7 protein-coding genes and 1 tRNA gene are annotated in these 16393 nt (G+C 34.8%); 1 reads left to right on the top strand and 7 read right to left on the bottom strand.

The window, feature by feature from the left end:
* Positions 1 to 6: 6 nt before the first annotated feature.
* From FNB79_RS04580 to FNB79_RS04560, 5 genes are all read right to left on the bottom strand, one after another.
* On the bottom strand, positions 7 to 951 hold the full coding sequence (locus tag FNB79_RS04580) for a PorP/SprF family type IX secretion system membrane protein (RefSeq protein WP_143380182.1): 945 nt from the start codon (positions 949 to 951) through the stop codon (positions 7 to 9).
* Position 952: 1 nt separating this feature from the next.
* Complete coding sequence (locus FNB79_RS04575; RefSeq protein ID WP_143380181.1) at positions 953 to 2191, bottom strand: gliding motility-associated C-terminal domain-containing protein; 1239 nt, start codon at positions 2189 to 2191, stop codon at positions 953 to 955.
* A 19-nt stretch (positions 2192 to 2210) separates the two neighbouring features.
* Positions 2211 to 5669, bottom strand: coding sequence for a hypothetical protein (locus FNB79_RS04570; RefSeq protein ID WP_143380180.1), 3459 nt, complete (start codon positions 5667 to 5669; stop codon positions 2211 to 2213).
* 172 nt (positions 5670 to 5841) lie between these two features.
* Positions 5842 to 12033: a beta strand repeat-containing protein gene (locus FNB79_RS17170; protein WP_185967838.1), complete on the bottom strand. Its 6192-nt coding sequence runs from the start codon at positions 12031 to 12033 to the stop codon at positions 5842 to 5844.
* 699 nt (positions 12034 to 12732) lie between these two features.
* Positions 12733 to 14235, bottom strand: coding sequence for a helix-turn-helix domain-containing protein (locus FNB79_RS04560; RefSeq protein ID WP_143380179.1), 1503 nt, complete (start codon positions 14233 to 14235; stop codon positions 12733 to 12735).
* Positions 14236 to 15156: 921 nt separating this feature from the next.
* On the opposite strand from FNB79_RS04560, the gene FNB79_RS17495 reads away from it, so the two are divergent.
* Positions 15157 to 15366: a T9SS type A sorting domain-containing protein gene (locus FNB79_RS17495; RefSeq protein WP_143380178.1), complete on the top strand. Its 210-nt coding sequence runs from the start codon at positions 15157 to 15159 to the stop codon at positions 15364 to 15366.
* Between the two features lie 108 nt (positions 15367 to 15474).
* Here the strand turns inward: FNB79_RS17495 and FNB79_RS04550 are convergent.
* Positions 15475 to 15548: transfer RNA gene (locus tag FNB79_RS04550), tRNA-Ala, on the bottom strand.
* Between the two features lie 6 nt (positions 15549 to 15554).
* On the bottom strand, positions 15555 to 16349 hold the full coding sequence (locus tag FNB79_RS04545; protein ID WP_143380177.1) for a universal stress protein: 795 nt from the start codon (positions 16347 to 16349) through the stop codon (positions 15555 to 15557).
* Positions 16350 to 16393: the final 44 nt, after the last annotated feature.

The following is a 16393-nucleotide window of genomic DNA, read 5'->3' as shown; positions in this document are numbered from 1 at the left end:
TTTTTATTAAAAGAATCTTGGGTTTACAATACCCCTTCTTCTGGTTCCTAATTCAAATCGTAATAGTATTTCATGAGATCCATCATTATAATTACCTAACTCTGTTGTATCGTAATCATAGGTGTACCCTATCATAATTGATCTAGACACCTGAAACCCTGCTAAAACACTTACAGCTGCATCTAGTCTATAAGAAAGACCCAGAGTTAAGCCTTCGTTTATTAAAGCGTTTAAAGATAAATCTAAAGCTAAAGGAGACCCCATAACTGATTTAATTAAAAATGCAGGTTTTAATTTTAAGCGAGGATTCACATTATAAATATACCCTCCTATTAAATACAAGTGAGCCTTTTCTGTAAACGTAGAAGCTTGAATATCATCATAATGAGTTGTTTCCACAAAGTTAGGAGACGATAATCCTACATACCATTTTTCAGAGTACAAATACACTCCTGCTCCGATAATGGGTGAACTGTAATTTTCCTGATTTAAGGTCACGTCATTAGGATCGTAAATATTTAATTTATTAGGATTAAAATTCCATAATGATATTCCCCCTTTTACACCTAAGGCCAAATTTAAATCGTATCCAACCTTAATGGTATAAGAAAAATCTGCTGAAATTACACTTTCTTCAGAAGGACCTAATTTATCACTGGTAAAACCTAAACCAATACCTACACCCTTAACTCCTACAGAAGAATGTGCAGAAAAGTTTAAAGTTTCTGGAGCTCCTTCTAACCCAACCCATTGGTTTCTATAAATACCTAGCATACTTAGCGACTCTCTAGAGCCTGCATATGCAGGATTAATAGCTATGGTATTATACATATATTGCGTATACTCTGAATTTTGTTGTGCTTTTACAGTTGGCGCCATAAATAATAGTCCTAGTAATAACACAAATACAGATATATTTGATTGTTTTGATATAATTGTAGTTTTATTCATATTAGTTATCGCTTAAGTATAAAAAACCTGCTTGTTTATGAAACTTACTATCTACATTACTACCATATTCATATTTTAAAATATAGTAATACGTACTTGCAGGAAGTTTGTCTGAATCTTTTACTGTTAATCGCCCTGAAGAATGGCCATCAAAAACATTTCCGTTTTCGCCATAATTAGCCATTTCATAAACCTTAACCCCCCAGCGGTTAAACACTTGAACAGTTAGGTTTCTTGCACATTCGTCACTTGTTTTATCTATAAGGAAAAAATCGTTTTTACCATCTCCGTTTGGAGATACATAATTATATATTTCTAGTGCACAAGGCATTTCGGCATCAGAATTTAAACGACCTAGTGTAAAAATGCCATAATTAGTTACCCCTGTTGTAATAGTTTGGTCGTCTAAATTAATAGCACCACCTTCATCTACCCAAGTACTACTAGCGCTATCCCATCTTACAATTGTTAACGCATTATTTTGTGCAGCATCTACAAAAGAACTAGGTGTAGTTACTGCCCGCCAAGACAATGTTACCAACCCGTTTTCGGTTGCTTCATTTGCTTTTTCAATAGTCCAATATTCCTGATTATTAATCTCTTGAATATCTTCTGACTTAGAATCGTGAGAATAAAGGGCATCAGAATTTTCAAAAAAATACTTTGCTGTAAAAAAGGCATCAGAATCTGTTGCTACAGACGTTCCTGCTAAACGATAATACCCGCCATCTCCTATAGGAAATATAAAATCTTCATCTCCAAATTTATTTACAAATCCATCTACATGACTTAAGTCTGACGTATTTATATGGCTACTACCATTGTTAAATGTAATTTCTCCACCATAATTATCATTATCTACAATTCCCTGATAAAAATCTGCAATTCCGCTTATATCTATTTCTCCCGATAATTGAAACGGACTTGCACTACTACTATTATTAAAGAGTACATTATGTAAATAAGCCACCTGTGTACCACTTATAGTTTGCGTATCAGAACCCATAAATTTGGTCATTCCTGTACTTTCATAAAAATCTAAAACACCATCATTATTAAAATCGCCATATATATAAGATTCTCCATCGTTATTAAATGTACCTTGACTTAAATTATCGAATCGAGACACCGTAGAAAACAGTGTGTTTTCACTAATATACAAGACACCTTTGTTGGAAGTTTGAGCTTGCAAACCCACACCGAAACAAAGTATTACTATATAAAATATCTGTTTTTGCATAAAGATTTCTTTTATTGAATTAATCTACTTTTTGGTAAATCATTGGATTTGTAATTAAAAAGCTACTTTCACATAATTTATCTACACCATAAAGATGAACTGGTGGAAATATTGAAACACCAACTAAGGTTTCAATACCTACGCTTATTCTATCAAAATTAGCACCTGGTCTAAATTTTAATGAAACTGTATTTCCATTATTAAGTAAGTCTATTACGTTTAACCCATTCACAATTCCATCGCCAAAGTCAAATACTGCAACCTCAGTATTCCCTAGATAAGCTTTAATTTGTAACCCTCCTAAAACGTCTACATCAATTACACCGCCACCTGTTTTGAAATTTATTACCGCAACATCTGTACTGTTAGAAACCGTATTAAAAAAGATCCATTGCTTAGTAGATGCACCCACTGCTAAAGTACCGTTACTAATCTCGGAGAAATGTTGGGTATTATCGTCTAAAGCATATGATGGGTTAGTTACGCCTGCTCCAGAAAGATCATTAACCGTTAAATCTAGTCCAGAATACTCGTAAGAAGTTGCAAATGCATCTAAACAACGGTCTTCACTTATTTCTGTACACATACCATATACATTCATGGTATTTGGCTGTGCTAAAAGTCCTAAAGCGCTATTTGTAACATCTGTTATACGAACCGCATTATAAGCCTGATTTGGAGTTACTGCTATATAATACCTTCCTGCTGCGTCTTGCACCACTCGAATCATATCATTCCCACCTGCATTAGCAGCATTACTAGAAGCTGAAGCAATTGTTGTAGAAGAAGTCACAGCTCCTGTAGTCACATCGTAGGTGTTATTTTTTACTTGCACTTGAAAGTAATGATCGCCCAAAATAAGACCATCTAAAACTCCTGAAACCAGATTACCTAAACTTCCACTTATTAAACTTTCAAGAATAGAGGATTCAAAATCAATTCGAATATAAGTTGTTACTCCTGCAGCGACATCTTGGTCGTAACCCATCTCTACAAAACCCTGATACTGATTAGCTCCCAAAAGGAATCCAGCGCCAGAACTTAACGTGGCATAACTATCAAAGTCATCATCTGCTAGATTTTGAAGTTCATCTGCGTTCTCAGAATCAACTATCTTTGAAAGACATAAAGAATCTTCAAAAGGAGACGGCGTAACAACTATTGGACAAGCATCTCCATAACGACTTACTTCATATAAACGCATAGGCGGAGCGGTTGTACCTACTGCCACTAAAGATTCTACACCAACATCTACACGATCAAATATACCTGGCGATTCAAAATCTAAGGTAACACTACCACCAGAACCAAATAAACCTAGTAAATCTATATTGTTTATTAAGCCACTTTGCAAGTTATAATCTGGTCCTACTTGGGTTGAACCATTATAAAATTTAATTTTATAGGTTCCCAAAAGGTCTAACGATAATAAAGCACTGGGCTCTAAAGACAACCTAATTTTCACATGATCTCCTGTTTGAGACGGTTGCGAAAAGTAAACCGATTGATATACAGATGCAGCTACACCCGCGACACCTAAATTAATTTCTGAATAATCTGATGAATTTTCATTTATTGCTCTATATGGATTAGTTACACCTGCTGTAGAAAGTTCTGCTAGTGACAAACTGATACCCGAACCTGTATACGATGTAAAGTTTGCAGAAAAACAAGGATCTATACCTGTTTCAAAGCATGCATTATAAACATGCAATGCACTTTGTTTACCTGTAGGCAAGACAGCTGTTACATGATTTGTGATCTGAATACTACTATAGGCTGTATTTGGCTTAATTGCTAAATAAGGTCTTCCTATATTATCTTCAACAAGTGTTACATTTCCGGAAGCGTTACCATTAGCCCCTCCAAAAAAATCTTGACTAGTTAAATTTAAGATTTCGGTATTACCTGCATCATAAGCCTGTACCTGAATGTATTGGTTCCCTAAAAGCAAATCATTCGCAAGGTCACCAACCAATTGCCCTAAAGTACCTCCTAATAAACGGTCTAGCACATCGTCATCATAACCGATACGCACATAAGTAATTTGACCTGCATTTACACTTCCTAAATCCATTTTTACAAATCCAGAAGATGGACCACTAGTTAAAAGATTTCCTGCATCTGCATTTAAAACGGCATAGCTTTCATTATTACCATCAACAGCATAACCAGGGAAATCTACATTTTCAAAATCTAATAAACTAGCAGCACAGGAAGGCGTCTCTAAAGGACCAGTAGTAGCAGTAGGTAAAGCTGCAATTAATGGATTGTCGCAACCGGTGACATCTTCATCATAGCGCTGTACATCATATATTTTTATTCCATCCCCTATTACATCTACACCTAAAAGGCTGTTTAATTTTACCACAGCACGACTAAATGCAATACCCGGCGCAAAAGTAACTGTTATTGGATCTCCATTATCTAATAAACCTAAGGCAGATGCATCATTAAGCAAGCCACTTTGTAAACTACGTGTATATATCAAAGCATCATCTTCATCATAAAGTAAAACTTGTATACCACTTATTAAATCTACGCTAGCAAGACCACTTGACCCTAAAGCTATTTTAATATTTAAGGTGTTATCATCTGAACCTGGAGATGAAAAATAAAAGCTTTGTTGTAAAGAGGATGCTACACTAAGATCGACTATCGATCCAGATTGTAAACTAGAATATGTATTAAGATCAGTATCTATGGCATTATTTAAGTTTTGATTTTGAACATCTAATAAACTTATACCAATACCGCCGTCTCCATCAAAAGAAGTTGCAAATGGACGACCACACTCGCCTCCTACGCTATCAAAATAAAAAGCGCTGTAAACATCTAATTCTACTTCATTCCCAACTCCTACTAAAGAACCTATATCATTATTAATACGTAAACGGTCGTAAGCTTGGTTTGGACGAATTGCAAGATAATTATTACCTAATGCATCTTGAATAAATCTTACATCATCTTCTGTAAAACCTGATGTACTTGAACGAGATAGTACAGAAGTACTCCCCATACGCGCATCAATAGTAATTACTTGTTCACCTGTTAAAACAACCCCCAACAGTCCACCTACAAGATTACCTAAACTTCCACCCAATAAAGCATCAAATAACGAGGCATCCCCTTCCATACGCACATAAGACCATGTATTTGCCGGTACGGTTGCAGGAAATTCCAATTCAATAAATCCATCATAAGAAGCTATTCCAGCAACTAATCCCGGACTGGCAAGTAATCTTGCATAGTTGTCATCATCTACTAAAGCATTGTTTGGGTCTATTACAGTTGGCATATTATATGGGCCAAATAAACCTCCAACTTTGTCATTAGGACTAATAGCGCTTACATTATCTACCAACACCTTAGTCTGTGCCCAAGTTTGATGTTGTGAGGCTAACAAAAGCACCCCCATAAATAGCATGAGCTTGGCAAATTGCCCAAGATTATTATATATAGTATTATTAAATTTCATGCTGTATGTTTATAAATTGAAGCACATTAAAAATTTTAAAATAGAAAACACTTAAAGTTTTGGGTTTTATTATTTTAAACTTCAATACACTTTTATACGATTAAATTAAATAGTTACATTATACCTTATAATTAACCCAGACACCACCGCAGCCATGTCTGGTTTGTTTATATTATTTAATTACAAATATGATATTCATATACGCTGTTGGTGTTGCACTATTAATAATATCATACGTCAAGACTCCTGTATCGCTAATAGACACATTTGCAAAAACTGATTGATCGTAATAGGATATATAATAGTACAACTCTGTATTTGCATAAACATCCATTGCCGCTGGAGCACCTGTGCTTCCTATCAGACCACCTGTATACGTGATTGAAGACCCTAAAGCACCATGAGCAACATCAAAAGCTTGTCCTGTGAACTGCTTGTTATAATCATCATATAAATTACGTGTTAAATCTGTACCTGTTGTAGTCGTTTCAAAGATTACTGCTGGCATGTAGAAGAATTTAGGCGCGTTATTAGTTACTGTTTTCAAAACACCATCGGTATCTGCCACAACAATTTTATCTGTAGAAACTCCAGTTACTGTATTAATATCACGGACACGTAAATTACCTGTACCCAAATCTAAACGCTCTGTAGGATCTGTAGTTCCAACACCTACATTCCCCCCCATATAATTAATATTTGTTGAGTTATCTGTTGCAGGAGTATCATCTGTATTTCTCCAAGGCTCATCAATTAAATCATCTAAGTTTTGGTATGTTACATCTCCTTGATCATCAGCGACACCTATACGTCCATTATCCCCTGCACCTGCAGATAATTTAGGAGCAGTAACTGCACCATCTTCAATCTTTACCATTGTTACAGCGTCGTCTGCTAATTTTACAGTTGTAATTCCGCCGTCAGTTACCTTAACATTAGTATCTACTAATGTAGCTCCAGTACCATTTGTAACTGTAATAGATGCATCCCCGGCAGTTAAATCTTCAGGATTCGCAACGCCGTCTGCTCCTGCTGGACCTTGCGGGCCTACTAGACCTTGTGGACCAGTTAAATCTGAAGTTGTAAAGGTTGAACCATCTGTATATGTAATGGTAAATGTACCGTCGCCATTATCTGCTGTTGAATCAATTCCTACTCCGTCTACTCCATTCGTTCCGTTAATTCCAGCAACACCTTGAGCGCCTTGTGGACCAGTTAAATCTGAAGTTGTAAAGGTTGAACCATCCGTATATGTAATTGTAAATGTACCGTCGCCATTATCTGCTGTTGAATCAATTCCGACTCCATCTACTCCATTCGTTCCGTTAATTCCAGCAACACCTTGTGGACCAGTAAAATCCGAAGTCGTAAAGGTTGAACCATCTGTATATGTAATGGTAAATGTACCGTCACCATTATCTGCTGTTGAATCAATCCCTACTCCATCTACTCCATTCGTTCCGTTAATTCCAGCAACACCTTGAGCGCCTTGTGGACCAGTTAAATCTGAAGTTGTAAAGGTTGAACCATCCGTATATGTAATTGTAAAAGTTCCGTCACCGTTATCTGTAGTTGATGCAATCCCTACGCCGTCCATTCCATCAGATCCATCGGCTCCTGATAAATTTATTGTGGTAAAAGTTGAGCCGTCTGTATAAACGATAGTAAATGTGCCATCGCCATTATCTACTGTAGAGTCTATTCCAACACCATCGACTCCATCTGTTCCATCTACACCAGCAACACCTTGTGGACCAGTGAAATCTGAAGTTGTAAACGTTGATCCATCTGTATATGTAATGGTAAATGTACCGTCACCATTATCTACTGTTGAATCAATCCCTACTCCATCTACTCCATTCGTTCCGTTAATTCCAGCAACACCTTGAGCGCCTTGTGGACCAGTTAAATCTGAAGTTGTAAAGGTTGAACCATCCGTATATGTAATTGTAAAAGTTCCGTCACCGTTATCTGTAGTTGATGCAATCCCTACGCCGTCCATTCCATCAGATCCATCGGCTCCTGATAAATTTATTGTGGTAAAAGTTGAGCCGTCTGTATAAACGATAGTAAATGTGCCATCGCCATTATCTACTGTAGAGTCTATTCCAACACCATCGACTCCATCTGTTCCATCTACACCAGCAACACCTTGCGGGCCTGTGAAATCTGAAGTCGTAAAGGTGGAACCATCCGTATATGTAATGGTAAATGTACCGTCGCCATTATCTGCTGTTGAATCAATTCCTACTCCATCTACTCCATTCGTTCCGTTAATTCCAGCAACACCTTGAACACCTTGCGGGCCTGTGAAATCTGAAGTGGTAAAGGTTGAACCATCCGTATATGTAATGGTAAATGTACCGTCGCCATTATCTGCTGTTGAATCAATTCCTATTCCATCTACACCAGCAATACCTTGTGGACCTGTTAAATCTGAAGTCGTAAAGGTGGAACCATCTGAGTATGTAATTGTAAATGTACCGTCGCCATTATCTGCTGTTGAATCAACTCCTACTCCGTCTATTCCATTCGTTCCGTTAATTCCAGCAACACCCTGAGCGCCTTGTGGGCCTGTTAAATCTGAAGTGGTAAAGGTTGATCCGTCTGAATATGTAATTGTAAAAGTTCCGTCACCGTTATCTGTAGTTGATACAATACCAACGCCGTCCATTCCATCAGCTCCATCGGCTCCGGCTAAATTTATTGTGGTAAAAGTCGAACCGTCGGTATAAACAATTGTAAATGTGCCATCGCCATTATCTACTGTAGAGTCTATTCCAACACCATCGACTCCATCGGTTCCTGCAATACCTTGTGGACCTGTTAAATCTGAAGTTGTAAAGGTTGAACCATCTGTATATGTAATAGTAAATGTACCGTCGCCATTATCTGCTGTTGAATCAACTCCTACTCCATCGACTCCATCTGTTCCAGCAACACCTTGCGGGCCTGTGAAATCTGAAGTCGTAAACGTTGATCCATCCGTATATGTAATTGTAAAAGTTCCGTCACCGTTATCTGTAGTTGATGCAATCCCTACGCCGTCCATTCCATCAGATCCATCGGCTCCTGATAAATTTATTGTGGTAAAAGTTGAGCCATCTGTATAAACGATAGTAAATGTGCCATCGCCATTATCTACTGTAGAGTCTATTCCAACACCATCGACTCCATCTGTTCCATCTACACCAGCAACACCTTGCGGGCCTGTGAAATCTGAAGTTGTAAAGGTTGAACCATCTGAATACGTAATTGTAAATGTACCGTCGCCATTATCTACTGTTGAATCAATTCCTATTCCATCTACACCAGCAATACCTTGTGGACCTGTTAAATCTGAAGTCGTAAAGGTGGAACCATCTGAGTATGTAATTGTAAATGTACCGTCGCCATTATCTGCTGTTGAATCAACTCCTACTCCGTCTATTCCATTCGTTCCGTTAATTCCAGCAACACCCTGAGCGCCTTGTGGGCCTGTTAAATCTGAAGTGGTAAAGGTTGATCCGTCTGAATATGTAATTGTAAAAGTTCCGTCACCGTTATCTGTAGTTGATACAATACCAACGCCGTCCATTCCATCAGCTCCATCGGCTCCGGCTAAATTTATTGTGGTAAAAGTCGAACCGTCGGTATAAACAATTGTAAATGTGCCATCCCCATTATCAATTGTAGAATCTATGCCCACACCGTCAACTCCATCGGTTCCTGCAATACCTTGTGGACCTGTTAAATCTGAAGTTGTAAAGGTTGAACCATCTGTATATGTAATAGTAAATGTACCGTCGCCATTATCTGCTGTTGAATCAACTCCTACTCCATCGACTCCATCTGTTCCAGCAACACCTTGCGGGCCTGTGAAATCTGAAGTCGTAAACGTTGATCCATCCGTATATGTAATTGTAAAAGTTCCGTCACCGTTATCTGTAGTTGATGCAATCCCTACGCCGTCCATTCCATCAGATCCATCGGCTCCTGATAAATTTATTGTGGTAAAAGTTGAGCCATCTGTATAAACGATAGTAAATGTGCCATCGCCATTATCTACTGTAGAGTCTATTCCAACACCATCGACTCCATCTGTTCCATCTACACCAGCAATACCTTGTGGACCTGTTAAATCTGAAGTTGTAAACGTTGATCCATCTGTATATGTAATGGTAAATGTACCGTCACCATTATCTACTGTTGAATCAATTCCTATTCCATCTACACCAGCAATACCTTGTGGACCTGTTAAATCTGAAGTCGTAAAGGTGGAACCATCTGAGTATGTAATTGTAAATGTACCGTCGCCATTATCTGCTGTTGAATCAACTCCTACTCCGTCTATTCCATTCGTTCCGTTAATTCCAGCAACACCCTGAGCGCCTTGTGGGCCTGTTAAATCTGAAGTGGTAAAGGTTGATCCGTCTGAATATGTAATTGTAAAAGTTCCGTCACCGTTATCTGTAGTTGATACAATACCAACGCCGTCCATTCCATCAGCTCCATCGGCTCCGGCTAAATTTATTGTGGTAAAAGTCGAACCGTCGGTATAAACAATTGTAAATGTGCCATCCCCATTATCAATTGTAGAATCTATGCCCACACCGTCAACTCCATCGGTTCCTGCAATACCTTGTGGACCTGTTAAATCTGAAGTTGTAAAGGTTGAACCATCTGTATATGTAATAGTAAATGTACCGTCGCCATTATCTGCTGTTGAATCAACTCCTACTCCATCGACTCCATCTGTTCCAGCAACACCTTGCGGGCCTGTGAAATCTGAAGTCGTAAACGTTGATCCATCCGTATATGTAATTGTAAAAGTTCCGTCACCGTTATCTGTAGTTGATGCAATCCCTACGCCGTCCATTCCATCAGATCCATCGGCTCCTGATAAATTTATTGTGGTAAAAGTTGAGCCATCTGTATAAACGATAGTAAATGTGCCATCGCCATTATCTACTGTAGAGTCTATTCCAACACCATCGACTCCATCTGTTCCATCTACACCAGCAACACCTTGCGGGCCTGTGAAATCTGAAGTTGTAAAGGTTGAACCATCTGAATACGTAATTGTAAATGTACCGTCGCCATTATCTACTGTGGATGTAATACCTACTCCGTCCATTCCATCAGCTCCATCGGCTCCGGCTAAATTTATTGTGGTAAAAGTCGAACCGTCGGTATAAACAATTGTAAATGTGCCATCCCCATTATCAATTGTAGAATCTATGCCCACACCGTCAACTCCATCGGTTCCTGCAATACCTTGTGGACCTGTAAGATCTGAAGTCGTAAAGGTTGAACCATCTGAATACGTAATTGTAAATGTACCGTCGCCATTATCTACTGTGGATGCAATCCCTACGCCGTCCATTCCATCAGCTCCATCGGCTCCTGATAAATTTATTGTGGTAAATGTTGAACCATCAGTATAAACAATTGTGAATGTACCGTCGCCATTATCAATTGTAGAATCTATGCCCACACCGTCAACTCCATCGGTTCCTGCAATACCTTGTGGACCTGTTAAATCTGAAGTTGTAAAGGTTGAACCGTCTGAATACGTAAATGTAAACGTGCCATCCCCATTATCTACTGTGGATGTAATTCCAACGCCATCCATTCCATCAGATCCATCGGCTCCTGATAAATTTATTGTGGTAAATGTTGAACCATCAGTATAAACAATTGTGAATGTACCGTCGCCATTATCAATTGTAGAATCTATGCCCACACCGTCAACTCCATCGGTTCCTGCAATACCTTGTGGACCTGTAAGATCTGAAGTCGTAAAGGTTGAACCATCTGAATACGTAATTGTAAACGTACCATCCCCATTATCTACTGTGGATGTAATTCCTACTCCGTCCATTCCATCAGCTCCGGCAGTTCCTTGAGCCAAATCAATAGTAACTTCATCGTTATTTTCATTAATATAAGTTATAGTACCATCACCATTATCGACAAGCGTTGTAATTGTTTCTAAATTATCATTAGTTATAATTTGAACATCACCATTGATATCTATATATGAATATTGATTATTTTCGACATCCCAATACACAATATTTTCAGGCAAATCTTGTCTACCAATAAATTTAACCCATTGATCTTGGTACCAATAATAATACCCTGGACTAATTTCTGTTGAGTTATTAGTATTGTAGACCAATAAACTTTCAATATTTCCAGCAGAAATAGTAGTTTGATCTGTTAAACTAGTTAAAGATACTTGTGGTATTAGCACACCTTTGTCACTAGATACAATTTCTAATTGTGTGGACGAATTAGGCATATCTGTACCTATTCCCACCTGGGAATATGTAACATGTGCCATAAATAAAATGAGTAATAACAGTAAAAATTTTTTCATAAATCTGTAGTATTTAATTTACTTCTTAATCCGGTGCCGACACAAATGCAGCACTAAACATTCAATATCAAATAATGAATTTCATTGCTTTAAACACAATTGAAACCAGTACTAGCAATGTAAAAACTAAATAAATTGTTAAAAAAATAAAAACCATTCACTTTCCAGAAAAAAGAAAAAATTACAACCTTAAAACTCTGAAAAACTGCATTTTAAAAACGTAATATAAAATAGATTTTAAATCAGAAATAGGTGTTTTTCCGGAATTCGGAAAACTATAATGTCATAAATCAGATAAATAAATGTTATAAAAAAAGCTAATTAGGACAACATTGTCCTAATTAGCTTTTTGTTTTATAAAATCAGAAGTTAACAATCACTTTATTACTGACTTCTATATAATATTCTATTATCTATTCTTAATTAATTAAACCCCTTAAAAACTAAATCTAAATTTAAAACTCATGAAAACTTTTATTAAGCTAGAATTAAAAAATTTACGCAATAAAAACGTAATAGTTGCAGCTTATTTAATAGTTTTTAAACTATTTTGAGACGTATTTAATAAGTTATTTACACTAAAAAATTCATCAAAGATATATCCAATAGGTATGCCATTGGATTATTATACCTTATTAAATGATTTTAACTTCTTATTAGATGTAAGGTAGTACTAAGATCAATATTCTTTGAAGAAGCTTAGCTTTTCTTTTTGAGAGAGTTAATATAATCTGAAGGAGAAAAATTAGAATATTTTTTAAAATTTGTAGAAAACTTACTATGAGAAGAAAATCCGCTTTCCTTCGCTAAGAAACTGATTTTATAGTTCAAATAATTTTTATCAGTATTTAACTTCTCAATAATATATTGTATTCTTAATTTGTTAATGTAAGCATTATAATCTGTATTTTTATGCACCTTTAATACCTGTCTAAGATATTTTTCATTTGTATTTAATCGTGTGACTAAATTCGGTAAAGATATTTCATTATTTAAAAATTCATTAGATTGCTCAAATGCTTCAAGACTTTTAAGGAGTTTACTTTCCGTGCTGCTTGAACAAGTTATTTGAGCTCTTCTTTTCTTAACTTTAAAATAAAATTGTCTTCTAAAATGCTTGATTATTTTTTTTCTGTTATAATAAAACCCTATTGAAGGTAATGCTATTACGAACATTACAGTAATTAAACGTATGGAATCTGATGAATCTGGTGTTTTAACAGGCAAAGCAAAAGAATAATCGTCTAATGTATTAGATACATTATTTATCATGAGTCTTAAATTCCCTTTGTTTTTAGACATTGCAGATCTATATTTAGATTCATAATGATTATATTTATCAACATCATTATCCATTTTATAAAATGAAGCAGCTGTTTTATAAAGATTTTCTTTCACAGCATTGTTATTGTATTTTTCATCAATATACAACCCTTTTTCAAGATATACTTTTGCACTATCCAATTCATTTCTATCCATATATATCTCAGTCAAACCATTATAAACATTTATGGCCCAAAGAGATTCTTCAATATTAGACTTAAGTAAAAATGTATGGGCTTTGGTATAATGAAAAAATGCTAATTGGTTATTATTCATTTTCTTAAACGACCTCGCCAACTTTTCTTCACAATTTGCTAAATCAAAATATTTAACCGGACTTTCTTTTTGCTTGTCTAAAATAAAAATAGCAGATTTTAAAAACCCTATTGCTCGTGAATAATTACCAGCCTCAATATCATATTCTACCATTTCAAGATTAGACATCGTTACATATTCTATAGAATGGCTTTTATCTATAATTTTAGAACTTACAGAAATACTTTCGGCTATTAAATCTTTTCCCTTATCTACAAATCCTATTTTTCTATATTGTCTTGATAAAAAAGTGTAAGTTCTTGCTTGAAAGCAATAATTTGCTTCTGCTTTTGCTATTTTTAAAGCTTTTAAAGCGAACTCAATAGCCTGTCCTCTTTTATCTTGCAGTTCCAAAACCATACTCTTAACTAAAAGAGCATACATTTTTTGAGTTTCATGCTTAGAATACAAGTACAATGAATCTGCAATATACATTGCTTCTGAAGGTTTTTTTGAAGAAATTTCTAAAATATCATGATAACAATCTGGCATTTTAAACTTAATGTCTTGATCGTTTTTAAAATTAATTAATAATAGAAAAATAAAAAGTAAAGAATATTTCATAATAAGGAGGATTTGGTTGGCTCTCTTAAAACTAACGCTTTACAAGCTATAAAACAACAAAAAAACAATATAATCTACACAAAACACTTACAAATAATGATAATTTATAAATAAATTTACATTTAAATTAAAAAATCATCACCTTTTAATATCATTACAAATCGTAATACGACATTAAATTGCTGAACATTAAAAATTAAACTGATATATCGTTTTTAAAATAAAAAAGTTAAACTAATTTAATAATATTTAGGACTACACCTAAACAACTCTAAATCAATAAATAGAAAATTTTTTATTAATAAAGTAAAAGCAATAAAATCCATAGTTATTTTTTTGATTAACTTGAAGAGAATAATAGTAAATTTCTTTTTATCTCTTAAAGTAAAAAATATTACTAATATAAACTTACGGGAAAACCGTAAATGTGAGATATTTACATATTTTTCTCACAAGAAAAATTCTATTTATCAAATAATAAATCGTTTTAAGCCATATCTTAACGTTGAAATACTACAGTTTAAAAAGAATTTTTAATTCTTTTAATTAATCTTTCAATTATATCTAACTTAAATTAATCCTAGTTTAATTTTAATATTTTTAAACTCTAAATAGAATTATATACTTTGCATGAGAATGCATATATTTTTAAGAGCACACAAATTAAAAACACTAATTATCAATTTTATTTACACCTCTATAAATCAACACCCTACTGAAAAGAACATAATTTTACTTAAGCTTTATTTAAAAATTCACTAAGAGGTTTTTCTGGATCCATTTTTAACGTTGATTTTTACTCCGCTGCATTCTCTCTATATTCAGAAAATAGGGAGGCGGAAGCAAAGTTGATCAGTCTCGTATGATTAAGCTCTATTCAATAACTTAATGCTACAAATCTAAATTAATAGATTTGTTATAATGGAACAAAAAAGTATAGGTGACTTACAAAAGAAAGAGACATTTTTTTATACGAGTGGAAGATTAATTCAAGATTTCCCAATAAAGACAGCTGATAATAACGCTAGAAAAATAACAATAGATCTTTCTAGAATTCCTAGCGGAACTTATATTGTTTACATTTTTAGTACAAGTAATCAAACTACAACAAAAAGACTTATTGTGAATTAGTTGTAAATAATTTAATTAAAATAAACCCCGTTGAAATATCCTTCAACGGGATTTTATTTTGTTAAGACAAAAAAGGCTTCAATTTCTTGAAACCCTTATAAACACTAGTGGAGAAGATGGGGCTCGAACCCACGACCTCTTGACTGCCAGTCAAGCACTCTAGCCAACTGAGCTACATCCCCAAACATTTATTTTACACCTTTTAAAACCAAAACGGGAATATGACTGTAAAAATCTTTTTTCAAAATTACATTTTTTTCCCACATCTTATTAAAAAATCCACGTTTACGTCTAAAAACACAAAGCATATCTGGAGTATAATCATTATAATACTCTAAAACACCTTTAAAAGTAGTTGCTTGTTCTGTAAAAACAGTTTCACTCACTACAGTTTGTAACACTTTATTTACTACAAAATCACCATCGGTATAAAACGGAGTTTTTACTAACAACAAATTTACAACCGAATTAAATGTACGCTGCACATGTAGTAATGGAAACAATGCACTCTCTTTCCTTATAATTGCAGATTTTATAGCTATTAAAATATTTAAAATAGACTTAAACTCATATCCTTCAGGTACAATTACTGTTGGTATACTGGTCTTTTTAATGATTTCTCCTGAAATTTTACATAAAAAAACTTCTGTTCTCATTATGTTCATTTTTGGCTCAATCAACATAAGATCAACAGTAATCGTATTACAAATTAACTCTAAGATATTAACTAATTTTCCTTTAAATACTTTAACAATAACCTCTACATTCTCGCAATTTACATGTGTCAATAAATCATCTATATAAGCCAAATTTTCTTGCTCTAATACCTGATCTATCTTTACGAAAGTTCCTGGGTTAAGTTTTAAATGATACACACGTACAACATATACTCGTGCGCCAAATGCTCGTGCAAAATCCATTACATATTGTAAATGACTTGCTGCATTTTTAGAATTTCCAACAGGCACTAATATGTTTTTCATATTTAAATCTATCAATCAAAAAAATATAAAAATACTCATTAAAC

It is taken from the genome of Formosa sediminum (assembly GCF_007197735.1).
GTDB classification, from domain to species: Bacteria; Bacteroidota; Bacteroidia; order Flavobacteriales; family Flavobacteriaceae; genus Formosa; species Formosa sediminum.
The sequence above is the reverse complement of the archived record's forward strand: the minus strand, read 5'-3'. Positions and strand labels throughout refer to the sequence as shown.

Excerpts from the sequence above, each read along its gene's own strand:
- FNB79_RS04580 (WP_143380182.1), bottom strand. The coding sequence starts at position 951 with ATGAATAAAACTACAATTATATCAAAACAATCAAATATATCTGTATTT.
- FNB79_RS04575 (WP_143380181.1), bottom strand. The coding sequence starts at position 2,191 with ATGCAAAAACAGATATTTTATATAGTAATACTTTGTTTCGGTGTGGGT.
- FNB79_RS04570 (WP_143380180.1), bottom strand. The coding sequence starts at position 5,669 with ATGAAATTTAATAATACTATATATAATAATCTTGGGCAATTTGCCAAG.
- FNB79_RS17170 (WP_185967838.1), bottom strand. The coding sequence starts at position 12,033 with ATGAAAAAATTTTTACTGTTATTACTCATTTTATTTATGGCACATGTT.
- FNB79_RS04560 (WP_143380179.1), bottom strand. The coding sequence starts at position 14,235 with ATGAAATATTCTTTACTTTTTATTTTTCTATTATTAATTAATTTTAAA.
- FNB79_RS17495 (WP_143380178.1), top strand. The coding sequence starts at position 15,157 with ATGGAACAAAAAAGTATAGGTGACTTACAAAAGAAAGAGACATTTTTT.
- FNB79_RS04545 (WP_143380177.1), bottom strand. The coding sequence starts at position 16,349 with ATGAAAAACATATTAGTGCCTGTTGGAAATTCTAAAAATGCAGCAAGT.